Annotated in this window: 21 protein-coding genes; 11 read left to right on the forward strand and 10 right to left on the reverse strand. The window is 73.2% G+C overall.

Features of this window, described 5'->3' with window-relative positions; translation table 11 throughout:
• Window positions 1-13: 13 nt before the first annotated feature.
• Both AB0950_RS34595 and AB0950_RS34600 read right to left on the reverse strand, forming a co-directional pair.
• A complete protein-coding gene (locus tag AB0950_RS34595) occupies window positions 14-766 on the reverse strand; it encodes a class F sortase (protein WP_360569980.1) in 753 nt (250 codons plus the stop codon).
• A 193-nt stretch (window positions 767-959) separates the two neighbouring features.
• Window positions 960-1,730: a hypothetical protein gene (locus AB0950_RS34600; RefSeq protein WP_366780197.1), complete on the reverse strand. Its 771-nt coding sequence runs from the start codon at window positions 1,728-1,730 to the stop codon at window positions 960-962.
• 283 nt (window positions 1,731-2,013) lie between these two features.
• Between AB0950_RS34600 and AB0950_RS34605 the strand changes: the two genes are divergently transcribed.
• Complete coding sequence (locus tag AB0950_RS34605) at window positions 2,014-2,892, forward strand: hypothetical protein (protein WP_366780198.1); 879 nt, start codon at window positions 2,014-2,016, stop codon at window positions 2,890-2,892.
• A gap of 849 nt (window positions 2,893-3,741) precedes the next feature.
• Here AB0950_RS34605 and AB0950_RS34610 read toward each other — a convergent pair.
• Both AB0950_RS34610 and AB0950_RS34615 read right to left on the reverse strand, forming a co-directional pair.
• Window positions 3,742-4,953 carry a cytochrome P450 gene (locus tag AB0950_RS34610; protein ID WP_360151047.1) on the reverse strand — a complete coding sequence of 404 codons (1,212 nt, stop codon included), beginning with the start codon at window positions 4,951-4,953 and terminating at the stop codon, window positions 3,742-3,744.
• Window positions 4,950-5,660: a tRNA-dependent cyclodipeptide synthase gene (locus AB0950_RS34615; protein WP_360151044.1), complete on the reverse strand. Its 711-nt coding sequence runs from the start codon at window positions 5,658-5,660 to the stop codon at window positions 4,950-4,952. The genes AB0950_RS34610 and AB0950_RS34615 overlap by 4 nt, the downstream gene beginning before the upstream one ends.
• A 187-nt stretch (window positions 5,661-5,847) precedes the next feature.
• On the opposite strand from AB0950_RS34615, the gene AB0950_RS34620 reads away from it, so the two are divergent.
• The 4 genes from AB0950_RS34620 to AB0950_RS34635 all read left to right on the forward strand — a co-directional run bounded on the left by AB0950_RS34620 (window position 5,848) and on the right by AB0950_RS34635 (window position 9,057).
• Window positions 5,848-6,732 carry a fructosamine kinase family protein gene (locus tag AB0950_RS34620; RefSeq protein ID WP_366780199.1) on the forward strand — a complete coding sequence of 295 codons (885 nt, stop codon included), beginning with the start codon at window positions 5,848-5,850 and terminating at the stop codon, window positions 6,730-6,732.
• A 208-nt stretch (window positions 6,733-6,940) separates the two neighbouring features.
• Entirely contained in the window at window positions 6,941-7,132 is a 192-nt protein-coding gene (tgmA, locus tag AB0950_RS34625) for a putative ATP-grasp-modified RiPP (RefSeq protein ID WP_020938095.1), read from the forward strand.
• Window positions 7,133-7,149: 17 nt separating this feature from the next.
• Window positions 7,150-8,133 carry an ATP-grasp ribosomal peptide maturase gene (tgmB, locus tag AB0950_RS34630; protein ID WP_366780200.1) on the forward strand — a complete coding sequence of 328 codons (984 nt, stop codon included), beginning with the start codon at window positions 7,150-7,152 and terminating at the stop codon, window positions 8,131-8,133.
• 36 nt (window positions 8,134-8,169) lie between these two features.
• Window positions 8,170-9,057 carry a Gfo/Idh/MocA family oxidoreductase gene (locus AB0950_RS34635; RefSeq protein WP_366780201.1) on the forward strand — a complete coding sequence of 296 codons (888 nt, stop codon included), beginning with the start codon at window positions 8,170-8,172 and terminating at the stop codon, window positions 9,055-9,057.
• Between the two features lie 101 nt (window positions 9,058-9,158).
• Here AB0950_RS34635 and AB0950_RS34640 read toward each other — a convergent pair whose 3' ends face one another.
• Window positions 9,159-10,067: a GNAT family N-acetyltransferase gene (locus AB0950_RS34640; protein ID WP_360151032.1), complete on the reverse strand. Its 909-nt coding sequence runs from the start codon at window positions 10,065-10,067 to the stop codon at window positions 9,159-9,161.
• 247 nt (window positions 10,068-10,314) lie between these two features.
• On the opposite strand from AB0950_RS34640, the gene AB0950_RS34645 reads away from it, so the two are divergent.
• Window positions 10,315-11,421: a PP2C family protein-serine/threonine phosphatase gene (locus AB0950_RS34645; protein ID WP_366780202.1), complete on the forward strand. Its 1,107-nt coding sequence runs from the start codon at window positions 10,315-10,317 to the stop codon at window positions 11,419-11,421.
• Between the two features lie 12 nt (window positions 11,422-11,433).
• Here AB0950_RS34645 and AB0950_RS34650 read toward each other — a convergent pair whose 3' ends face one another.
• On the reverse strand, window positions 11,434-11,874 hold the full coding sequence (locus AB0950_RS34650; RefSeq protein WP_360151026.1) for an Lrp/AsnC family transcriptional regulator: 441 nt from the start codon (window positions 11,872-11,874) through the stop codon (window positions 11,434-11,436).
• A gap of 16 nt (window positions 11,875-11,890) precedes the next feature.
• Window positions 11,891-13,240, reverse strand: a complete 1,350-nt coding sequence (locus AB0950_RS34655; RefSeq protein ID WP_360569993.1) for a transaminase — start codon at window positions 13,238-13,240, stop codon at window positions 11,891-11,893.
• A 289-nt stretch (window positions 13,241-13,529) separates the two neighbouring features.
• Here AB0950_RS34655 and AB0950_RS34660 point away from each other — a divergent pair, with 289 nt between their 5' ends.
• The gene (locus AB0950_RS34660) at window positions 13,530-13,997 is read left to right on the forward strand and encodes a hypothetical protein (RefSeq protein ID WP_360151022.1); all 468 of its coding nucleotides are present in this window, start codon (window positions 13,530-13,532) and stop codon (window positions 13,995-13,997) included.
• A gap of 4 nt (window positions 13,998-14,001) precedes the next feature.
• On the opposite strand, the gene AB0950_RS34665 is transcribed toward AB0950_RS34660, so the two are convergent.
• Window positions 14,002-14,238, reverse strand: coding sequence for a hypothetical protein (locus AB0950_RS34665; protein ID WP_360151019.1), 237 nt, complete (start codon window positions 14,236-14,238; stop codon window positions 14,002-14,004).
• Between the two features lie 310 nt (window positions 14,239-14,548).
• Here AB0950_RS34665 and AB0950_RS34670 point away from each other — a divergent pair, with 310 nt between their 5' ends.
• Window positions 14,549-15,799, forward strand: coding sequence for a serine hydrolase domain-containing protein (locus AB0950_RS34670; RefSeq protein WP_366780203.1), 1,251 nt, complete (start codon window positions 14,549-14,551; stop codon window positions 15,797-15,799).
• A 167-nt stretch (window positions 15,800-15,966) separates the two neighbouring features.
• Here the strand turns inward: AB0950_RS34670 and AB0950_RS34675 are convergent, their stop codons facing one another.
• Window positions 15,967-17,478: a helix-turn-helix domain-containing protein gene (locus AB0950_RS34675; RefSeq protein ID WP_366780204.1), complete on the reverse strand. Its 1,512-nt coding sequence runs from the start codon at window positions 17,476-17,478 to the stop codon at window positions 15,967-15,969.
• A gap of 343 nt (window positions 17,479-17,821) precedes the next feature.
• On the opposite strand from AB0950_RS34675, the gene AB0950_RS34680 reads away from it, so the two are divergent.
• From AB0950_RS34680 to AB0950_RS34690, 3 genes are all read left to right on the forward strand, one after another.
• Window positions 17,822-18,442: an L-threonylcarbamoyladenylate synthase gene (locus tag AB0950_RS34680; RefSeq protein ID WP_360151010.1), complete on the forward strand. Its 621-nt coding sequence runs from the start codon at window positions 17,822-17,824 to the stop codon at window positions 18,440-18,442.
• A 132-nt stretch (window positions 18,443-18,574) separates the two neighbouring features.
• Window positions 18,575-19,330, forward strand: coding sequence for a dienelactone hydrolase family protein (locus tag AB0950_RS34685; protein ID WP_366780205.1), 756 nt, complete (start codon window positions 18,575-18,577; stop codon window positions 19,328-19,330).
• Between the two features lie 211 nt (window positions 19,331-19,541).
• Complete coding sequence (locus AB0950_RS34690; protein WP_360152052.1) at window positions 19,542-20,714, forward strand: glycoside hydrolase family 64 protein; 1,173 nt, start codon at window positions 19,542-19,544, stop codon at window positions 20,712-20,714.
• A gap of 52 nt (window positions 20,715-20,766) precedes the next feature.
• On the opposite strand, the gene AB0950_RS34695 is transcribed toward AB0950_RS34690, so the two are convergent.
• A partial coding sequence (locus tag AB0950_RS34695; RefSeq protein ID WP_366780206.1) for a M4 family metallopeptidase occupies window positions 20,767-22,190 on the reverse strand: 1,424 nt, incomplete at its 5' end.

Consider the following 22,190-nt stretch of genomic DNA (forward strand, 5'->3'; position numbering starts at 1 on the left):
GTACGGGTACGGCTCACACCAGGTGGGCGAAGACCACGAGGTTCTCCGTGTAGTCCTTGGCCGTGTGGTCGTACGGACCCGCACAGGTGATCAGCCGGACCTCGGGCCGCCGGGCGTCGGCGTAGACGCGCTGACTGGGGAAGTCGTCCTTGGCGAAGGTCTTGGCGTCGTCCACGACGAAGTCGGCGTCGCGTCCGTCGGCGCGCTCCACGGTGAAGCGGTCGCCGCGCCGCAGCCCGTCCAGGTTGGCGAAGACGGCCGCGGAGGTCTTCGTGTCGACGTGACCGGCGATGATCGCGGTCCCCTTCTCGCCGGGCGAGGCGCCCTTGGCGTACCAGCCCACGAGGTTGGTGTCGCCGGCCGGCGGCGGCTGGAGCTGGCCCGAGGAGTTGAGGGTCAGGGTGGTGAAGGGGGCGTTCACGGAGATCTTCGGGATGACCAGGCGGGTCGGCGTGGACCGGGGCAGCCCCGTGCCGCCCTGCTCCCAGTCGGCCCGCGGCGGTTCGGCCTGCCGCACACCGCCCTGCTTCGGGTCGGTCTGCAGGTCGGTCTGGTCCGGGACGGTCTGCTGCGGGCCGGACTGGACGGCGCCGGCGCTAGCGGCACGGGACCGCTGCGGGGCGTCGTCCGAACTGCGGTGGCCGCCGAAGACGCTGACGGTGAGAAGGACGATGGCCACGCCCCACAGCATCAGCCGCCCGCCACGGCCGGAACTCCGTCCGTCCGCCTGCTGCGCGGGGGGCGGGGAGGAGGGATCTGCTGCCATCGGACACCACCTCATTCGGACACGGCAGCACGGGGATCAGGACAGGGGGCGCCGGGAACGCGGCCCGGCGCACGGGGAGAGCACGTACAGGGGACGTGCGCGGGAGTGACGCGGGTGGAGCGGGTCCGGGCGCGGGCCGCCGACGCGTTGGCGCTGTCGGCGGCTGCCGCTGCCTCTGGACGGTTCGCGTCGGTCAGGACGCCGACTGGCCGGCCTTGCGGCGGCGCAGCAGGTACATGCCGCCGGCCCCTACGGCCAGCACGGCCAGGCCACCCGCGGTGACACCCGGGTCGGCGAGCGCGCCGCCACCGGTGTGCATACCGCCGTGCGGCCTCTCGTGGTCGCCGCGCTCGTCGTCGTCGCGACCGCCGTCACGGCCACCGTCCCGGCCGCCGTCGTCACCGCCGTCCCGGCCGCCGTCCTGGTAGCGGTCGTCGCCGGAACCTTCGCCGTCGCGGCCCGAGCCGGAGCCCCAGTCGTCGGCGTGCAGCCCGGCGAGCGCCCCGCCACCGGTGTGGATTCCGCCGCGCGGCCCCTCGTGTCCGCGGCCGTGGTCGTCGCCACGACCGCCGTCCTCGTCCCGGCCGCCGTGGTCGTCGTCCCGGCCGTGGTCCTCGCCGCGGCCGTGCTCGTCGTCGTCACCCCGGTCGTCACCGCGGTCGTCACCGCGGCCGTCTCCGCGGACCACGGAGAGCGCTCCGCCACCCGTGTGGATTCCGCCGCGAGGGCTGTCGTGTCCGCGGCCCCCGCCGTGGTCGTCTCCGTGATCATTGTCGTGGTCGCGGCCCGAGTCGTCGTCGCGGCCGTGGTCGTCGCCGGAACCGTGGTCGTGGTCCTGGCTGTAGGAGGAGTCGTCGCGGCCGCCGTCATCACCCGCGGGAACGGCGAAGGCGGCACTGGGCGCGGCGAAGGTCAGAGCGGCGGTTGCGGCCGCCGTGGCCAGAAGCATGCGGGCAGAACGCATAGCGATGTCCTTCCGCCGTGGCCGGGCAGCGGATACCTCATCAGCTGGATGGACCCGGCCTCGACATGAACCACCGTCAGCGAGTCCGCAAGCTCCCACCATCCGAGCCGCCCAGCCGTGTCACCCTGCCACCCGTCTGTCCCAGTGTTCGCGCTCCACGGCCCCTCATCCGGGGGAATCGTCCGGCGCGTGGCCCTGATCCACCGCCCCCCCTTGTTATGACGGCCGTCATAACACAGGCTGGTGCCGACAGGACGTCAGGTCGACGTGGTGGGAGGCAGCGGTGGCGGACGCGATGGCACGGGCCCTGTGGGAGCGGTACGAGCCGGTCCACGATCTGCTCTACTTCGCCCCGGAGGTGCGCCGGGCGGCGGACTCGCTCGGGATGCGTGGGTACTGGATGGGCTACTTCGCGCTGCGCGCCGCACCGCTCGGCGCGGCGCATCCGTCCGTCGTGACGAGCTGTTTCTACGTCTTCCACCCCGCCCGGGTGACCCGTGCCCTGCCGGACGCCTGGACGTACGCGACTCCCGCCGACGTGCTGGCCGCCCGCGAGGACGCCGTGGACGCGGCGATGACCGCCCTCTTCGGACCGGACACCGTCGGCTCGGCCGAGTTCGGGCAGGCCGCGGACCTCGCCTGGGAGGCGGCCGCGGCGGCGGACACCACGGGCCGGGTGCTGGCCGCCGGCAACCAGGCGCTGGAGCGGCCCGGCCGCCCCGCGGCACGGCTCTGGCAGGGCCTCACCACCCTGCGCGAGCACCGGGGCGACTCGCATGTCGCGGTGCTGGTCGCCCACGGGCTGGGCCCGGTCGAGGCCATGATCCTCAAGGCGGCGGCCGGCGAGTCCGACGGGGTGCTGCTGCGGGAGACCCGCAAATGGGAGCAGGCGGACTGGGACGCGGCCGGAACACTGCTGTGCGAGCGGGGCCTGCTCGCGGCCGACGGGTCGCTCACCCCGGCCGGGGCGGCCCTGCGCGCGGAGGTGGAGGCCCTGACGGACGCGGCGGCCGAAGGGCCGTGGACCGCGCTCGGCGCCGACCGCGCCGCCCGCCTGGCCGAGCTGCTGGACCCGCTGGCCCGCGCGGTCGAGACCTCGGGCCTGCTGCCGACGGGCAACCCGGTCGGCCTGCCCCGGAGCGCCCACCCGGCCGCCCACTGACCGGCTCGGCTCCCCTCGAGCACCACCGTGAACACCGGCTCCGCCCCAACCCGTCAGCACCACCCCAGCCGGCCCCACTCGACCGCCCACCCCTCGGCTCCGCACCAACCCAGAAACCGACGCCCGACCCAAGAGCACCGGCCCAGGCCGCCCCACTCGGCCGCCCACCCCTCGGCCCCCGCACGACCCCAGAAACCGACGGCCCAGCTCCAAGGCCACCACCCCCGGGCCGACCCGATCGACCACCCGCCCGCCCCTCAGGACCCACACGAACGCCCGCAACCGGCGGCCCGGTTCCAGCGCCCCGGCTCAAGGACCGCCCCTCAGGACCCACGCGCGAACCCCCGCAACCAGCAGCCCGGCTCAAGGCCACCACCCCCGGGCCGACCCGATCGGCCGCCCGCCCCTCAGGACCCACACGAACGCCCGCAACCGGCGGCCCGGTTCCAGCGCCCCGGCTCAAGGACCGCCCCTCAGTTCCCAGGCACGAACGCCCGCAATCCGCAGCCCGGCCCAAGGGCAACCGCCCCGGGCCGGCCCACTCGGCCGCCCACCCCTCGGCCCCCAGACGAACCCCGAAGCCGACGGCCCGGCCCAAGGGCACCGGCCCATTCCCACCTTTCGGCCCCGCACGAACCCAGCAGCCGACGGCCCAGCTCCAAGGCACCACCCCCGGGCCGACCCACTCGACCACCCGCCCCTCAGGACCCACACACGAACGCCCGCAACCGGCGGCCCGGTTCCCGCGGCCCGCCCCGGCCCGCCCCCAAGGGCCCCCACCCGTCCGCCGGCGCCCCACCCAGCCATGCGGGACGGGGCGCCTTACAGCCGGCCGGGCGGGTCACCAGGTCACCAGACCACCGGCAGGCGTTCCGGGATGCGCTTCATGAAGCCTGTACGCCAGACCAGTTGGCCGGGCGGTACCGCGAGCGCGAGGTCGGGGAGGCGGGCGAGGAGGACCTCCAGGGCGATCCGGGCGTGGGCGCGGCCGAGCGCGGTCGCGGGGCAGTAGTGGGCGCCGCCGCCGAAGGAGAGGTGGTCGGCGGTGTTGTCGCGGTGGACGTCGAAGCGGTGGGGGTCGGGGAACTTCGCCGGGTCGAGGTTGGCGCCCTCCACCAGCACGAGGACGAGTTCGCCCGCGCGGATGTCGACGTCGCCGAGCCGGACGTCGGCCAGGGCGAGGCGGGGCAGGGCGTCGCCGATGGAGAGGTTGACCCGCAGGAGTTCCTCGACGCCCCGGCCGATCAGGTCCGGGCGGTCGCGCAGGAGGTCGCGCGCGATGGGATGGGTGAGGAGATAGACCAGGGCCATGGAGAGGAAGCCGGAGGTGGAGATCACCCCGGCGCCGAACATCGTGACGCCGACGGTGGCCAGCATCTCGTCGGTGAGGTGGGCGTACTCGGGATCGTCGCGCAGAGCGGCGAGTTCGCCCATCAGGCCGTGCGTGGCCGGGTCGTCGAGCAGGGCCGTCATCCGGGCGATGTCCCGGTCCCAGTTGATCTTCGCGCCGGTGACCGGGCACGGCGCGTTCATGAAGGCGATGTCGAGGCTGCGCGAGAAGGCCGGCGCCTCGGTCTGCGGGATGCCGAGGATGCGGCAGTGCATGCCGGCCGAGTACGGCTCGCAGAACGCGCCGCGCAGATCGGCCGTCGGACCGTCGGCGGCCATCCGGTCCACCAGCCGGTGCGCCTCCTCGCGCAGCCACTCCACCAGGCCCGGCGCCTTGGGGTTGAGCGCCTTCAGCACCGCCCGGCGCAGCCCGGCCCCGGTGATGTTGCCCATGTTGTTCACGACCTCGGGCGGGATCGTGAGCGCGTACTGGCGGGGCACTTCGGGGGCGGAGGTGTCCTTCAGGGAGAACCGGTCGTCCTTCAGGACCTGCGCGCACAGGTCGTACGACGACACCAGCCAGGCCTCGTCGCCGGCGATGGTCCGCACCCGCCGTACGGGGGTGGCGGCGCGCAGGTCCTCGACCTCGGCGGGCACCCGGGTGCCGTCCCAGGAGAAGGGGAAGTCGAGCAGCGGCGGCTGGTCGGCGCGGGTGTCGGGGGCGGTGCTCATGCGGCGGTTCCTTCGAGGGCGGCGGGGGTGACGACGGCGTGACCCTGGTTGCGGGAGGCGCGCAGGCCGGCGCCGCGGGAGTACAACAGCTCGGCCATCGGCAGCAGTTGGTGGTAGCAGTTGAGCGAGGAGGGCACCTTGAGGATGGCCGGGGTGTCCAGGAACAGGGGCGCCTCGGCGCACACGTACTCCAGGCACACGGCGCGCTGCCGCTCGGTCGGGGTCTCGCCCCGCGCACTGAGGAAACGATTCACCAGGGCGTCACAGACGGCCCGGAAGGCTCCGTCGGAGGCGAGGCGGGCCTTGAGGTGCCGGTGGATGTCCTGGTAGGCGGGGTTGGTGCGGAACTCGGACATCGGGTGCCAGTCCAGGCGCGTCCCCTCCGGGTCGGCCGCCGACACCGCGTCACGGACCTTGGCGCGCACCCCGCGCAGGTTCTTCACCGCCTTGCGCCGGGCCTCGTCCGGTGGATAGCCGGACGCCTCGTACATCTCGGCGACGTACAGGTCGGTGTAGACGAAGTCGACCTTGTCGAAGTGGTCCAGTCCCCAGCGGGCGAGGTCGTGCAGGCGGCGGGCGGAGAAATAGCTGTTGCCCGGGGAGACACCGATCACGGCGTGCGCTCCCTCACCGAGGATGACTTCGCAGTGGGAGGTGTACGGCTGGACTTCGAAGACGTCGGCCATCAGCACGGATGCTGTGGTCACAGAGGAAATCCTCCGCCGCGTGCTAGTCCCTGCGGGCCCTGTGCCCCCGGTGTGGCGACGCGGCGTGCTCACGCTAGCGGTACGGATTCCGCACGGGTAGTTACCTCCTGGGTTTGGCTGAAATCAGTCGTAGCAATGGTCGAAGTCGCCCGCTCGGGGGCCGTGTTGCGGGACGTACGCTGGGCCCGTGGTCAACCGGGACGAGGAACGCGAGGGTCCGGCGCAGGCGGCGGCCAGGCTCACCGGACGCCGGGCCGGCGGCGCGCGGGCGGCCGCGTCCGGATCGCCGGCCGAGGTGATGCTGGAGGGGGGTACGCCGGTGATGGTCAAGCGGGGCGAGGCTCCCGGGGCCGTGCGCGCGGAGGTCGCGGGGCTGCGCTGGCTGGCCGCCGCGAACGCGGTGCGGGTGCCCGCGGTGCTCGGCCACGACGACCGCTGGATGGTGACGGAGCGCGTGCCGACCGGGCATCCGGATCCTGAGACGGCGATGCGTTTCGGCCAGGCCCTCGCCGCGCTGCATGCCGCGGGTGCTTCGGATTTCGGAGCCCCGCCGCCCGGCGGTCCGGCGGACGCCTTCATCGGTCTCGCCCCCATGCGCAACGAGCCGGGCTCCGACTGGCCCGGCTGGTACGCGGAGCACCGGGTGCTGCCGTATGTGCGCGGCGCCGTCGATCGCGGCGCGCTCCGCCCCCACGAGGCGGCCGTGTTCGAGCGGGTCTGCGCGGTGCTGCCGGACCTGGCGGGCCCCGCCGAGCCGCCCGCGCGGCTGCACGGCGACCTGTGGAACGGGAACGTGCTGTGGGGCGCGGACGGCGAGGTCCGGCTCATCGACCCGGCCGCGCACGGCGGTCACCGGGAGACCGACCTCGCGATGCTCCGGCTCTTCGGCTGCCCACATCTCGACCGGGTGCTCGACGGGTACGAGCACAGGGCGCCGCTGGCGCCCGGCTGGCGCGAGCGCGTCGGCGTGCACCAGCTCTTCCCGCTCCTGGTCCACGCCGTGCTGTTCGGACGCGGGTACGCGGAACAGGCCCTGACGGTGACGCGGGAGGCGCTGGCGCGCGCGGTCTGACGCACCGGTGGGGCAACGCCTCGGGCCGCATTCGGCGTCCTGTGCCATGCGGGCACCGGCACGCCCGCACAGGGGCGGGACAGCGTTGTGTCGTCTCCTGGTTCAGGGGGCCCTTGAGACGCCCTCCGGCCTGCGGTAACTCAGCGTAAGGAAACCAATCACCCGTTCGATTCGTATAAGGACGTGAAAGCCTAATCAGGGAGAGACCATGCAACCGTTCACGCTCAACTACGCGCGCCCCGCTGTGCAGTTGGACGTCACCACTCCGTATGCGTACGACTCCGGACTGCAGTTGAACGTCCTCCCGGACGGGCGGATCGCCGCCACCGACCACGCGACCCTGAGAGCGCTGGGGACCACGACCTCCACCGCCGGTTCCAAGACGCACTTCGACGACTGAACCGCGGGCCGCGAGAGATGACCGTGCTCATCCTGACCAGTGAAGAAGACGTGACCGCGGACATGGTGGTCCTCCGTCTCGGGGAGGCCGGGGTTCCCGTGGTCCGGCTGGACCCGGCCGATCTGACCAACGGGGTGGCGCTGTCGGGCGAGTACGTGCAGGGCGCCTGCCATGGGCATCTGTCCGTCGGCGGGCGCCTGGTGAGCATGAGCGGCCTGCGTTCCGTCTGGGTGCGCAGGCCCGGGGCCGCGGCCGCGCGCGCCGCCCAGCCGTCCGCCTGGCTGACCGAGGAGTCGTCGCAGGCGCTGTACGGCATGCTGCGCACCACCGGCGCACGCTGGATGAACCATCCGGACGCGGCCCGCCGGGCCCGTCACAAGCCGTGGCAACTGCATCTCGCCCAGGGCAGCGGCCTGGCGGTGCCGGCCACGCTCATCACCACGTTCCCGCAGGCGGCGCGGGAGTTCGCGGAGCGTTTCCCCGACCTCGTGGTCAAGCCGGTGTCCGGCGCGCATCCGCAGGAGCCGCCCCGCGCGGTGCCGACCAGCCGGGTCGCGCCGGACACCGACTTCTCGGCGGTCGCCTTCGGTCCCACGCTGCTGCAGCGCCGCGTAGCCAAGCGGGCGGACGTCCGGCTCACCGTCGTCGGCGACACCCTGCTCGCCGCCCGCAAGCCCGCCGACCCGGACGCCCACCCGGACGACGTGGACGTCCGGTTCGCCCCATCGGTCTCCCCCTGGCTGCCCGCGGAGGTGCCCCCGCGGGTGGCCGACGGCGTACGGCGGTACATGAAGGGCGCGGAACTGGCCTACGGCGCGTTCGACTTCGCGGAGGACGCGGACGGGATCTGGTGGTTCCTGGAGTGCAACCAGTCGGGCCAGTTCGGGTTCGTCGAGATGGACACAGGTCAGCCCATCGCCGCCACGATCGCCGAGTGGCTCGCCGGGGACGGGGATCCGGACGGCAGGTGTGCGAAGGGCGAGCGGGGCGCAGCCTGTTGATGGTGCGGGGATCGGCTCTGGAGAGAGGAACGCCACATGCGCATCGGACTGCTGGGGACGGGGCCGTGGGCCCGGGCGGCGTACGCGCCCGCCCTCGCCGGACACCCGGGAGTGGAGTTCGCGGGGGTGTGGGGCCGCCGGCCGGCGGCGGCCACCGCGCTGGCCGAGCAGCACGGGGTCGCCGCGTACGACGACGTGGACGGGCTGCTGGATGACGTGGACGCCGTCGCGGTGGCCCTGCCTCCGTCGGTGCAGGCCGGGTTGGCGGTGCGCGCGGCGGAGGCGGGCCGTCATCTGCTGCTGGACAAGCCGCTCGCGGTGTCGGCGGCCGAGGGGCGGGCCGTCGTCGCCGCGGCCGAACGGGCGGGGGTGGCGTCGGTGGTGTTCTTCACCGCGCGCTTCCAGAAGGAGCCGGACGCCTGGATCGACGAACAGGCGGCGGTGGCGGGCTGGTTCACGGCCCGGGCGCAGTGGCTGGGCGCGGTGTTCACCTCCGACAGCCCGTTCGCGGCCTCGCCGTGGCGGCGGGAGAAGGGCGCGCTGTGGGACGTCGGCCCGCACGCCCTGTCGGTGCTGCTGCCGGTGCTCGGCGACGTACGGCAGGTCGCGGCGGCGGCGCACGGCCCGGCGGACACCGTGCATCTGGTCCTCGACCATGCCACCGGCGCGTCGAGCACGCTCACGCTGAGCCTGACGGCGCCACCGGCGGCGGCCGGGGCCGATGTGGAGCTGCGCGGCGAGGCGGGCGTGGCGCTGATGCCGGGCAGCTCCGAAGGAGCGGTCCCCGCGCTCACCCGCGCCGTCGACGCCCTCCTGACCGCCGCCCGCAGGGGCCGCCCGCACGCCTGCGACGCCGCGTTCGGCCTCCGCGTCACCGAGATCCTGGCCATGGCCCAGTCCCGCCTGACCGACGGCCGGAACTAGGCCCTGTCGCACCGGGGCCGGTTCCGGGCCACGGCGGCACCTGGCCGGCCCGGTCGGGCCCGCCCGGGGAGTCCCTGCGACCCGGGCGGGCCCTCAGCGTGTCACCCGGCGCTGACGACGGGTTCGGCCCAGAAGTTGATGCGCTCCCGAATGACGGGATAGCCGGCCTTGGTGAAGTGGGCGGCCATGGGGAAGTTGGTGCGGTCGGTCGCGGCGGCGATGGTGTCGGCGCCCTGGGCGGCCAGGAAGTGGGTGCATTCGGCGAGCAGGTCGTAGGCGTATCCGTGGCCGCGCTGTTCGGGCAGGACGCCGATGAAGCCGACGCAGGGGCCGGACGGATTGCGTGCGGGGATGTGGATGCCGACGGTCTCCCCCTCGGCGGTGCGGGCGGTCTGCCACCAGTCCCGCGGGGAGGGGAACCAGCGGAAGACGTCCAGTTCCTGCTGGGCGGCCTGGTCGGCTCCGCCCTGTTCGATCGCCCTGCGGGCATGGGCGTCGAGGGTGACGGAGTGGATCCGGCGCAGCAGGTCGAAGAACACGGTGTCGTCCGGCTCGGCGGAGAAGAGGAGGCGGCCGGGCCGCTCGGGCAGCCCCCGGTCGGGGGTCCAGCGGTACAGGAAGCGCTCCACCAGCGGGGCGTAGCCGGCGGCGCGTGCGGCGGCGGTGCGGGCCTCCACGGCCGCCCGCTGCCGGGGGTCGGTGCGCCAGCCGGAGGGCGGGTCGATTTCGAGTTCGTCGGTCCGCCAGGGCGCCGTGCGCAGGAGTTCGGCCCCGGCCTCCTCCTCTCCCTCGGCCACGTCGAACCAGTTGATCACGAGCGGCTCGGCATCCTCCGGCCCGCCCCACCAGGCGGCCCGGGCCACGGTGCGGCCGTCGCGCACGGCGATGCGGCGCCAGTCGGGGCGGTAGCGGGTGCTGCGGTGCCTGCCACCGAACCCCAGCGGGTCGGGCATGGTGTCGAACAGGTGCGCGCTGCTCTCGTCGAGTGTGCGGACGACCAGGATGGTCATGGATCCTCCGGGATGCGTGCCGCGCTACGGCGGCGGGGGACGCGCTCCCGGTCAGGCGTGGCACACCCGGGTGACGGGGAGGGGGGAGCGCGGGATGACTGCGGCCATGACGCTCGCCTCCTTCCGTCCGTCTAGGGCGTGCCCGGCCACGCTATCCGGGCCGCGCACGGAAGGTCCACCGCTTTTCACCGATCGCGGTGGTACCGGGCGAGAGGCCCGGCTGCGGTGGGCGGCGTAGCTTGGGGGTGTGAGAGCGGTGCGCGGCGGGTCGTCGCATCGGGACCTGGAGAATCGCGGCTGGTTGCGGGGCGCGCCGCCGCCGTGGTGGGTGCGGGTGCTGCCCGTGCTGCTGCTCGTGACCGTCACCGGGGCCACGGTGATCACGCCGGACGCGCGGGACGCCGGTTTCCTGCTGGGCGCGATCCCGCCGCTGGCCGTCCTGTCGTACGGCCCGGTGGCGACCGCGGTCCTCGGTGTCGGGGTGGTCGTGGTCCTGAACGTCCCCGCCACCCATCTCAACCGCCCCGGCAACACCGATCTGCTCACCATCGTCTTCGTGGCGGTCCTGAGCGTGTTCGTGTCCTATGTGCGCAGCCGCCGGGACGCCCAGCTGGACACGGAGCGGGCGATCGGCGAGGCCGTGCAGCGGGCCGTGATGCCGCCGCTGCCGGAGCGGGTCGGCAGCGTGGAGTGCGCGGGTTTCTACCGGGCCGCGCAGGACGGGACGCTGGTGGGCGGGGACTTCTTCGACGTGCGGGAAGGGCCGTGCGGGGTGCGCGCGGTGATGGGCGACGTGCAGGGGCACGGGCTGGCCGCGGTCGCGACGGTGGTGGCGCTGCTGGGTGCGTTCCGCGAGGCGGCGCTGGACCAGCCGGACCTGGAGTCGGTGGCCGCGCGGATGGACCGCAGGCTGGCGGTGGACTCGGCGGGCGTACGGCACGCGGAGCTGTTCGCCACCGGGGTGCTGCTGGAGTTCTCCTGCGACGGACGTGCGGTGCGGGTGGTGGCCTGCGGTCATCCGCCGCCCGTACTGCTGCACGGCCCGGACGCCCTGGAGGTGACGGTCGCGCCGGGACCCCCGCTGGGGCTCGGGCTGGTCGGCGTCGACCCGCCGAAGGCCGCCACGGTGCCGCTCGAGCGGGGCGACCGGCTCTTCCTGGCCTCCGACGGGGTGTGGGAGGCCAGAAACACCGACGACGTCTTCTACCCGCTGCCCGCACGCCTGACCACCCTCAGCGGCGCCGCGTCCGCCGAGCTGCCGGGATCGGTGTGGGCGGACGTGGTACGGCTGGGCTACGAGGTCCGGGACGACGTCAGCATGCTGGTGCTGGCGCCTCGGCCACCGGCCCGCTGACCGCCGCGCCGGTCAGCCCACGTCCCACAGGAAGCGGTGGGTGTGGATGCCGAAGTAGGGGAAGGACTGGATCTCGCGGACGCCTTCGAGGGGCCGTACCTCGTCGTTGACGAAGTCCAGCAGCGCCTTCGGGCCGGGCGCGACCACCTCGGCGAACAGGTCGAACCCGCCGGAGGTCAGCACCGAGTAGACGACCTCGGGGCGTTCGGCGAGGGCGTCGGCGACGGCGCGCGGGTCGCCGTCGACGCGGATGCCGAGCAGGGCCATGGCCTGTCCGCCCATGGCCATCGGGTCGGTGACGCCGACCACCTGGACGGCCTTGGAGTCCAGCAGGCGCTGCAGCCGCTGCCGCGCCGCCGAGGCGGACAGGCCGACCTTGGGGCCGAGGTCGGCGTAGGCGATACGGCCGTCGGTCTGCAGCTCGCGCAGGATGGCCCGGTCGATCTCGTCCATGGCGTCGGTCCCCTGTTCAGTCGGCGAGTTCGGCGAGCGCGGCCGCGAAGACCTCGGTGTGGGTGTCGACGTCCTGCTCGGTGGTGTCGGGGCACATGAGCGCCATGTTGTGGAACGGGGTCAGCAGGATGCCCCGGTTGGCGAGGTAGAGGTGCAGGAAGTCCTCCAGCTCCGGGTCGGAGGCGGCCGCGGACTCGGTGCCGGTGCGCGGGGCCGGGCCGGTGAAGCGGTACTCGGTGCGGGCGCCGAGCCGGCTGACGGACCACGGCAGCCGGTGTGCGTCGACGCCCGCCCGGACACCGGCCTCGAAGCGCTCGGAGAGCTTGGACATGCGGGCGAACGCCTCGTCGGTGAGGACGTGTTCGAGGGTGGCCCGCATGGCGGCGACCGAGAGCGCGTTGCCGGCGAGGGTGCCGCCGACGCCGCCCATGTCGACGAGGTCCAGGTCGGTGCGGACCAGCAGCCGCTCGGCGAGTTCGACGGACAGCCCGTAGGCGCCGGCCGGGATGCCGCCGCCGATGGCCTTGCCGATGGTCAGCAGGTCGGGTTCCAGGTCCCAGGCGGCCGTGCAGCCGCCGGGTCCGGCGGAGAAAGTGTGGGTCTCGTCGTTGATGAGCAGGCTGCCGTACCGCCTGGTCAGCTCGCGGACCCCGGCGAGATAGCCGGGTTCGGGCAGCACGATGCCGATGTTGGTGAGGGCGGGCTCCATCAGGACGGCGGCGACGTCGCCGTGGGCCAGTTCGCGCTCCAGGCCGGCCAGGTCGTTGAACTCCGCCACCCGGCTGGTCAGCGTCACGTCGCACGGGGCGCCGACGTTGCCGGGGCGGGCGGTGCCCGTGCCGTCGGGGCCGACGACGATCAGCGACTCGTCGACGCTGCCGTGGTAGCAGTAGCTGTTCACCAGGATCTTCGGGCGCCCGGTGACCGCGCGGGCCAGCCGGATCGCCCAGCGGTTGGCGTCGGTCGCGGTGAGCGAGAAGCTCCAGCGGGCCAGGCCGAACCGGCGGGTCAGCTCGGCGCCGACCCACTCGGCGTCCTCCGTCGGGAGCATCGCCGTGGCCCCGCCCAGCTCGGTGAACCGCCGCTGCACCGCCTGCGTCACCGGGGCGGGCGAGTGGCCGGCCATCGCACCGGTGTCACCGAGGCAGAAGTCGATGTACTCGTGGCCGTCCACATCGGTGACCCGGGCGCCGCGCGCACCGGCCAGATAGCGGGGGAAGGCACCGGCCGTCTTGTTCATCCACGTCATCGGCACCCGTCCGAAGAGGTGGCCGGCCCCCGCATAGGCCGCACGCGAGCGGGGGTTACGGCGCTCGGCCTCGGCGCTCTCGCGGGCGAGGAGGGCGTGCAGACGCGTGCGGTCCATGGAGTGCCTCACTGCAGAGGGTGACGGATGCCGTGACTCTACGATCGGAACAGCTGCTGTTTCAAGGCCCTACGCGTGATTCGATCGCAGCTTCAATCGATTCGATCGTGCGGTCCGGTGTGGGCATCGGGAGGGTGACGCATCACCCCTCCCCCAACTGACGAACCTGGAGCCGGAGTTCGAACGTTCCGGCTGAAACGCCAGGGTGCGCCACCCCTTCCGCCACATAGAAATATCTACGAGCATGCATATGCCGAGGCCCGGCGGACGAGGACACGCGGAGCAGCGCATGGCGAACACGATGTGGATGCGGGGCGTGGAGTGGCTGGCCGCCGCGGCGGCGGACCCGCGCTCCTGCAAGTGGGAATGGGATCACGGCGAGGGCATCTCGCTGCTGGAGGCGGGCCGCTTCTGGGACGTGCTGAGCGTCCCGGAACGGCTGGGCCTGCTCGCCCTCGACCTGCTGTGGCGGCCCGGGATGCCGGTGCCGGGGCCGACGCTGATCGACACGGCGGCGGGCCGGGTCGGGTTCTTCCTGCCGCCGGACCCCTCAGGAGGCTGGGTGGGCGCCGGTCTGCGCTACGCGACCAAGGGGGCCTGGGTCGCCGTACCGCCGCCGTACCGGCCCGCGCGGTCCCTGGAGTGGCTCGTACCGCCGGACGGCACCGGGGCGCTCCACTCCCCCGGCATCCTGGAGGAGACGCTGCGGCAGGCCAACGGCACCCTCGCCGTCCTCGCGCCGCTGTGCGGGCCGTGACGGTTCAGGTGTGCTCGGGCGTGGGCCGCGTGCCCGAGGCGGGGACGGGGCGGACGGCGGCGAGACCCTCGGGTTCGGCGGGGACGGTCCGTCCCTGCGCGCGCCATTCGGCCACCAGCCGGGCGTAGATCGGTTCCCGGCTCCGGTCCGCCTGCGCGAGCAGGCTCCGCCGGCGCATCCGGTCCAGGCGTTCGATCCGGTCCAGCCAGTCCAGGCGGTTCGCCGGGTCCAAGCGGTTCATGCCGGGCGCAACGCCCGTGCGCCGCCACCGGTACGCCCACGGACCGTGGCTCACCGGGTCGGGTGAGGGCGTCGCCCGAACGGGACGTTCCGCCTGTCGTACAAGCATCCCGCGGGCCGTCTCCCGGCCGCGCACCCCGGTGGCCGTCCCGGGCGTCCCGCCGGCGGGCTCCCCGGTGGCCGTCCCTCCGACGGGCGCGGCGGTGTGCGCGCTCCTATCCTGAGGAGGTCCTGGCCCGGTGCCGAGGAGGTCCGGGCTCCGGCGTCCCGTTCGCCGCACGGTTCGGCTCTCACGTGCTTGGAGTCAGCCCATGCCGTCCATCTCCGCACGCGTGGTGAGGGGGGCGGCGGTCGCCGTCACGGCGGGAACGCTGCTGGCGCCGCTCGCCACCGGGGCCGCCGGGGCCGCACCGGCCTTCGCGCAGGCCGCCCCCGCCGCCGGCTCCCCCGGCCCGAGTCCTCCCGGAGCGGGCGTCCGCCCCCTCACCCCGGGTGTGGCGCGCCAACTCGACGCCGCCGTACGGAAGGTGATGCGCGAGACGGGCATCCCCGGTGTGAACGTCGGCGTGTGGACGCCCGGGCAGCCGGACTACGTCCGCTCGTTCGGGGTCGCCGACAAGCGCACCGGCAGGAGGATGACGCCGGACCTGTACCTGCGCATCGGCAGCGAGACCAAGACGTTCACCGTGACCGCGCTGCTGCAGCTGGCGGACCGGAAGAAGGTCGGACTGGACGACCCGGTCGGCAGGTACGTCGCCGGTGTGCCCAACGGCGGCGAGATCACACTGCGTCAGCTCGCCGACATGCGCAGCGGGTTGTTCAACTACTCCGAGGACCCGGGCTTCTTCAAGGCGCTGACCTCGAACCCGCGGCGGCCCTTCACGCCCCGGCAGCTGCTCGCCTACTCCTTCGGGCACCCGGTGATGTTCCGGCCCGGGCAGAAGTTCTCCTACTGCAACACCAACCTGATCCTGCTGGGCCTGGTGGTGGAGAAGCAGAGCGGGCAGCGCCTCGGGGACTACATCAAGCGGCACATCCTCGACCCGGCCGGCATGACGCACACGCTCTTCCCCACCGGCGGCGAGTTCCCCGCCCCGCACGCGCAGGGCTACACCCGGCAGACGGCGAACGGCGAGGAGGCCGACACCGCCGGCTGGAACCCCTCCTGGGCCTGGGCGGCCGGCGCGATGGTCTCCGATCTCCGGGACATGCGTACCTGGGCGCGCACCGTCGCGACGGGCCGGTTCCCCGACGGCAGGCGGATGGTCGGCGCCGCCGTCCAGAAGCAGCGGCTGATCACCCCGCCGACCGACGCGGCCAAGGGCGCCGGATACGGCATGGGCATCTTCGACGTCCAGGGCTGGATCGGCCACAACGGCTCGCTGCCGGGCTACGAGTCGCTGACCGTCCACCTGCCCGGGACTGGGACGACGCTCGTCGTGCTGCTCGACACGGACACCGGCTACCGCTCCCAGGAGCCCAGTACCGTGCTCGGCGAGGCGATCACGAGGATCATCTCCCCGGGCCACGTGTACGACCTGCCCGTCACGCCGGCCGGGTGAGGCGCGGGGCCCCGACCGGTCCCCCGTTCCGGTCGTGCCCCGCGGATGCCGAAGGTACGTGCGCCACCGGGCTCGGGCCAGTGCACCGGTGCCCTGCACCGGCCACGCGGCACTCACCGGTGCACAGGCGCGTCCGGTTGGTCCGGGTTCGCCGCGCGGACGCCGGATCAGCTCGCCGCGCCGAGGTCGGGCAGGGGCAGCTCGCCGGCGACCAGGTGGGCGAGGACGACCTCGTACAGGTCGGTGCCGCCGGCCGTCAGCCGGCGTTCCAGGACTGCCTCGGCGGCCCGGACGTGTTCGCGCACGGTCTGCGCGTGGACGCCGAGCGCCTCGGCGGCACGTTCGGCGTGCGCGTCGGCACCGGTCCAGGCACGCAGGGTACGGCGCAGGTCCCGGCCGTCCTCGTCGAGCCGGCCGAGCAGCCCCTCCGCCCAGGAGCGCAGCGCGCTCGTGCCGAGCAGCTCGGTGAGCCGGATCCGGGCCGGCCGCTCGGATGCGGCGAACGAGGGGCCGTACGGGCCGTGCAGCGCCTCGGTGTTGAGGGCGGCGTGGGCGACGGCGCGGACGGCCAGCCGGGAGAGGTCGGCTCCGAGCAGCGCGGCGACCCGGTCCATCCGGGCGCGCACCGTGTTGCGGCTGACGCCGAGCACCTTGGCCGCGTTCACGGCGGTGAACTCCAGGCCCAGCCGGGCGGTGGCGAGCAGTTCGGCGCGGACATGGTGCGGCAGGGTGTCGAGGGGACGCAGCACGGCGGCGGCCCAGGCCCGCAGCCCCGCGGGATCCATGAGCTGCGCGGGGCGGGTGCGGGCGGCGTAGACGGCGGACCGCTCGGGCCGGAACCGGGCCACGGCGAGGGCCGTGACGGCCTGCCCGTAGGCGGTGGAGGTCAGCGCGAGCCGCTGCCGGGGGCTGCCGCCCAGGTAGGTGCCGGGCCATTCGGCGACGATGTCCTGCAGCCGCCGGCCGACCTCGGCCGACGGGCCGACGACGATGACGTGTTCGTCCACCGCGGGGCAGCGCACCACGAGCGCCCGGCCTCCGGTGGCATCGACGCACGCCTCGGCGAGCCCGTCGCGTTCGGCGGCGGCGCCCTCCAGGACGTACACGCGGGCGGTGTCCTCCTCCAGCAGCCCAGGCCACAGCCCGGCGGCGACCCGGCGGGCCGAGACGGTGTCCTCCACCATGAGCAGTTGCAGGATCGCCAGCCGCAGATCGGCCGTGGCCCGCCGCAGCCGCCGCCCCGACTCCGCCAGCTCCCGCTCTCTGAGCAGGAGTCCCAGGACGACGGCGGTGTGGTTGAGGATCTCGGCGGTGTGCCGGTCGAAGGGCTCGGGACGGGCCACCGCGAGGACGGCCGCCGCCTCCGGGCCCGGCCCCTGATGCCGTATCCCGACCAGGCGCACCTGCCGCGCCCCGTCGTCCAGCGCCGCGGCCGAGACCCGTCCGGCGGCGACGTCGGCCACGACGGCGGCGTCTAGCGGCAGCCGCTCTCCGGCGAGCAGGTCGCCGCGGGCGTCCTGCAGGCACACCGACGCGCCTACGGTCCGGGCGAGCCAGTCGACGAGCCGGCCGAGATCGCGTCCGGCGGGCCGCAGCCGGTCCAGCAACTCCTGCGCCCAGGCGCTGTCGTCGGCGTACGGCTGCTGGAGCGCCGGGCCCTCGTCCGGTCGGCCGGCCACGTGCCCCTCTCCCCGTCTCCCTGATGACCTGCGCTTACGCATGCGCACGTTACCCGACCCGGCGCACATCCCGCGCCGAAGACGGCTCCGCCGGCGGCCAGGGGGGGTATGGGCCGCCGGCGGAGACTTCGCGTCCAGGACCGGGGGGAAGGCCCAGGACGTCTCACGGATCGCCTGCCCCGGAACCGAGAAAGTACGCCAGGAAATCATCGGGGGTTGCGCCCGGTGCCGCGGGAGACGCCGTGACCGGGGGAGCCGACATGAGCTGTCCGTGTGCGACGGCCTTGGTGCCGATGGCGCATGCGGGGCGCGTGTGGTGGCCGGTACGGCATAAGCTCGGTGAATGGCGAAGTACTTCGACGTGCACCCCGAGAACCCGCAGCCGCGCAGCATCGCCCAGATCGCCGACGCGGTGCGCTCGGAGGCGCTCATCGCATACCCGACCGACTCCTGTTACGCGCTGGGCTGCCGGCTGGGCAGCCGGGACGGCATGGACCGGATCCGTTCCATCCGTCATCTGGACGACCGGCACCACTTCACCCTGATGTGCCGGGACTTCGCCCAGCTCGGCCAGTTCGTGCACGTGGACAAGGACGTGTTCCGGGCCGTGAAGGCGTCCACGCCCGGCAGCTACACCTTCATCCTGCCGGCCACCCGAGAGGTGCCGCGCAAGCTGCTGCACCCGAAGAAGAAGACCGTGGGCGTGCGCATCCCGGACCATGTGGTCGCCCAGACGCTGCTCGCGGAGCTGGGTGAGCCGCTGCTGTCCAGCACGCTCCTGCTGCCGGACGAGGAGGAACCGCTGACGCAGGGCTGGGAGATCAAGGACCGGCTCGACCACGTGGTGGACGCGGTGGTCGACTCCGGCGACTGCGGCACCGAGCCGACGACGGTCGTGGACTTCTCCAGCGGCGAGGCGGAGATCGTCCGCCGGGGCGCCGGGGACACCAGCCGCTTCGAGTGAGAGCGCGCACCCGGTGCGAGCGTGCGGATCTTGCGTGACAGCATGGTCGTAGCCGTGGCGATGGTCCCGCAGCCGTGGCGTCGAGGGCCGTCGCCGCCTACCCCCCCTGTCCCCCACGGAGGCCTGCCCACCATGACCGATGTCCAGGGAACCGATCTCGACATCACCACCGAGGACGGTGTCGCCGACGCCTACCTCGTCCATCCGGCCGACGGCCGCCCCCGTCCGGGTGTGCTGTTCTACCAGGACGCCTACGGTCTGCGGCCGCATCTGAGGTCGATGGCCGACCGGCTGGCCGCCGCCGGCTACACCGTGCTGGTGCCCAACGTCTTCTACCGCCTCGGCCGGACCCCGGTCGTCGACCTGCCCGAGTTCATCGACCCGGGCGCCGATCCGACCATCTGGGAGCGGCTCGGCCCGGTCGTGTCCTCGCTGACGCCGGACCTGGTGAAGCGGGACGCGGGCGCCTATCTGCGCCGGCTGGCCGACAGCCCGCTGGTCGCCGACGGGCCCGTCGCGCTCACCGGTTACTGCATGGGCGCCCGCCTGGCCCTGTGGACGGCGGCGGCGCATCCGGACCGGGTCGCGGCGGCGGCCGGGTTCCACGGCGGTGGGCTCGCCACCGACGATCCGGGCAGCCCGCACCTCGGCGCCCCGCAGATCACCGCCGAGCTGTACTTCGGGCACGCCGACAACGACCGGTCGCTGCCCCCGGAGCAGATCGAGCGTTTTGAGAAGGCGCTGGCTCAGGCCGGGGTCCGGCACACCTGCGAGGTGTATCCGGGCGCCCACCACGGCTACACCCAGGCGGACACCCCGGCGTACGACCGCGAGGCCGACGAGCGGCACTGGGCGGCGCTGCTCGGCCTGCTCGAGCGCACCTTCTGACCGCCGGGCCCGGACCGGCCGACCCCGCCGCACGGCGCCCGCCGGAAGACGGGCGCCGTGGCGGTGCCGCCGGTTCTCGTTCATCTCATTGACATGTTCCCGTCTCAGTACGACTCTGAGAGCGCTCTCAAAGAGGTACGGACCAGTGTCCGTACGACCCCGACCCCACACGGAGGTATGGAGAGTGCCTCACGCACGCTCACGCCCGGCACTGGCCACAGCGGCCGCCGCGGCCCTGGTCGGTGGAGTGCTCGCCCTGGGCGCCCCAGGCCACGCCAGTGCCGCGGTACCGGACACGATTCCCCTGAAGATCACCAACAACTCGGGCCGCTCCGAGCCGGTCTACGTATACGATCTCGGCACCCAGCTGTCCTCCGGGCAGCAGGGCTGGGCCGACGCGAACGGGACCTTCCACGCCTGGCCGGCGGGCGGCAACCCGCCGACGCCCGCGCCGGACGCGGCGATCAGCGGACCGGCCCCGGGACAGTCCACGACGATCCGGATCCCGAAGTTCTCCGGCCGCATCTACTTCTCCTACGGCCGGAAACTCGACTTCCGGCTGACCACCGGCGGCCTGGTGCAGCCGGCCGTGCAGAACCCCTCCGACCCCAACCGGGACATCCTGTTCAACTGGTCCGAGTACACCCTCAACGACTCGGGGCTGTGGCTCAACAGCACCCAGGTGGACATGTTCTCCGCGCCGTACGCGGTCGGGGTGCAGCGCTCCGACGGCAGCGTGAGCACCACGGGGCATCTGAAGTCCGGCGGCTACAGCGGCTTCTTCAACGAGCTGCGCGGCACGTCGGGCGGCTGGTCCGGGCTGATCCAGACCCGCTCGGACGGCACGGTGCTGCGCGCCCTCGCCCCGCTGTACGGCGTGGAGACCGGGGCCCTGCCCGCGAACGTCATGGACGACTACATCAACCGGGTCTGGCAGAAGTACGCGACGTCGACGCTGACGGTCACGCCCTTCGCCGACCAGCCGAACACCAAGTACTACGGCCGGGTCTCGGGCGACGTCATGAACTTCACCGACGGCTCGGGAGCGGTCGTCACCAGCTTCCAGAAGCCGGACGCGGACAGCGTCTTCGGCTGCCACAAGCTGCTCGACGCGCCCAACGACAACGTGCGGGGCCCGATCTCGCGCACCCTGTGCGCCGGGTTCAACCGCTCCACGCTGCTGACCGATGCCAACCAGCCGGACACCACGCCGGGCGACTTCTACCAGGACTCGGTGACCAACCAGTACGCGCGTGCCGTCCATGAGCAGATGGCCGACGGCAAGGCCTACGCGTTCGCCTTCGACGACGTCGGCGACCAGGAGGCGCTGGTCCACGACGGCAGCCCGCAGGAGGCGTACCTGACGCTGGATCCGCTCAGCTGACATGCCGCGGCCCCGCACCGCCCGGGTGCGGGGCCGCGTTACGCAGGGTCGCTCAGCCGGTCGTCAGGGCGGTGTCGTCCACGACGAAGCTGGTCTGCAGCGAGGAGTCCTCCACGCCGTTGAACTTCAGGGTGACCGTCTGGCCCGCCAGCGAGGACAGGTCGAAGGTCTTCTGCGCGTAACCCGAGTTGGCGTTCACGTTCGAGTACGTCGCCAGCGTGGTCGAACCGGCGGTGACCGTCAGCTTGTCGTACGCGGTGCTGCCGGTCTCGGCGGTGTCGATGTGCAGGAAGAAGGTGAGCGTGGCCTTGCAGCCCGCCGGGATCGTCACCGACTGCGACAGCGTGTCGGTGTGACTGGTGCCGTAGCCGTCGAGCCAGGCCTTGTAGGAGCCGCCGTGGGCGGCCTCACCGGTGTCCGTGGTGATGACACCGCTGGTCGCGGTCCAGCCGGTGCCTCCGGACTCGAAGCCGGGGTTGCTCAGCAGCTGGGTCGCGGTGCACCCACCGCCGCCGCCACTGGAGTTGACCGTCCAGGTGAAGGTCGCGGTGCCGGTGGCGCCGGTGGAGTCCTTGACCGTCACCGTGGTGTTGGAGGTGCCCGCCGTGGTGGGCGTGCCGGTGATCAGACCGGTGGAGCTGTTGATCGACAGGCCCGCGGGCAGCCCGGAGGCGCTGTAGGACAGGGCTCCGCTGTTGGTGCTGCTCGCCTTGATCTGCAGGCTCACCGCGGTGCCGACGGTCGAGGTCTGGTTGCCCGGGTTGGTGACCGTCACCCCGCTGCTGGGCGGCGTGATGTGACTGCCGACGTTGATGCCGGCGAAGGCGTTGCCGACTCCGGCGTACTGCGTGGAGTTGGTGCCGTACAGGGCGGCCGCCGCGTTCAGGGCGGCGGTGCGGGCGGCCGCGTAGTTGGTGCTGGACGTCATGTACGTCGTCAGCGCCTTGTACCAGATCTGCAGCGCGGCGGCCCGGCCGATGCCGGTGACGGCGACGCCGTCGGAGGTCGGGCTGTTGTAGGTCACGCCGTTGATGACCTTGGTGCCGCTGCCCTCGGACAGCAGGTAGAACATGTGGTTCGCCGGGCCCGAGGAGTAGTGCACGTCGAGGTTGCCGACGCCGGAGTACCAGCTGTCGGCGCTGCCGCCGTCCTTGCTGGGCTTGTCCATGTAGCGCAGCGGGCTGCCGTCGCCGTTGATGTTGATCTTCTCGCCGATGAGGTAGTCACCGGGGTCGGAGCTGTTGTTGGCGTAGAACTCCACGCCGGTGCCGAAGATGTCGCTGGTGGCCTCGTTGAGGCCGCCGGACTCGCCGCTGTAGTTGAGGCCCGCGGTGTTGGAGGTGACGCCGTGGCTCATCTCGTGCCCGGCGACGTCCAGGGAGGTCAGCGGGTCGTTGTTGCCGGAGCCGTCGCCGTAGGTCATGCAGAAGCAGCTGTCGTCCCAGAAGGCGTTCACGTACGCATTGCCGTAGTGGA

This window comes from Streptomyces sp. NPDC007189, from assembly GCF_040703635.1.
Classification (GTDB): domain Bacteria; phylum Actinomycetota; class Actinomycetes; order Streptomycetales; family Streptomycetaceae; genus Streptomyces.

Bases quoted from the DNA above. Each gene is read 5' to 3' on its own strand.
- AB0950_RS34670 (WP_366780203.1), top strand. From the start codon at position 14,549: ATGCCGTCCATCTCCGCACGCGTGGTGAGGGGGGCGGCGGTCGCCGTC.
- AB0950_RS34665 (WP_360151019.1), bottom strand. From the start codon at position 14,238: ATGAACCGCTTGGACCCGGCGAACCGCCTGGACTGGCTGGACCGGATC.
- AB0950_RS34680 (WP_360151010.1), top strand. From the start codon at position 17,822: ATGGCGAAGTACTTCGACGTGCACCCCGAGAACCCGCAGCCGCGCAGC.
- AB0950_RS34650 (WP_360151026.1), bottom strand. From the start codon at position 11,874: ATGGACGAGATCGACCGGGCCATCCTGCGCGAGCTGCAGACCGACGGC.
- AB0950_RS34640 (WP_360151032.1), bottom strand. From the start codon at position 10,067: ATGACCATCCTGGTCGTCCGCACACTCGACGAGAGCAGCGCGCACCTG.
- AB0950_RS34635 (WP_366780201.1), top strand. From the start codon at position 8,170: ATGCGCATCGGACTGCTGGGGACGGGGCCGTGGGCCCGGGCGGCGTAC.
- AB0950_RS34595 (WP_360569980.1), bottom strand. From the start codon at position 766: ATGGCAGCAGATCCCTCCTCCCCGCCCCCCGCGCAGCAGGCGGACGGA.
- tgmB (WP_366780200.1), top strand. From the start codon at position 7,150: ATGACCGTGCTCATCCTGACCAGTGAAGAAGACGTGACCGCGGACATG.
- AB0950_RS34655 (WP_360569993.1), bottom strand. From the start codon at position 13,240: ATGGACCGCACGCGTCTGCACGCCCTCCTCGCCCGCGAGAGCGCCGAG.
- tgmA (WP_020938095.1), top strand. From the start codon at position 6,941: ATGCAACCGTTCACGCTCAACTACGCGCGCCCCGCTGTGCAGTTGGAC.
- AB0950_RS34610 (WP_360151047.1), bottom strand. From the start codon at position 4,953: ATGAGCACCGCCCCCGACACCCGCGCCGACCAGCCGCCGCTGCTCGAC.
- AB0950_RS34685 (WP_366780205.1), top strand. From the start codon at position 18,575: ATGACCGATGTCCAGGGAACCGATCTCGACATCACCACCGAGGACGGT.
- AB0950_RS34660 (WP_360151022.1), top strand. From the start codon at position 13,530: ATGGCGAACACGATGTGGATGCGGGGCGTGGAGTGGCTGGCCGCCGCG.
- AB0950_RS34600 (WP_366780197.1), bottom strand. From the start codon at position 1,730: ATGCGTTCTGCCCGCATGCTTCTGGCCACGGCGGCCGCAACCGCCGCT.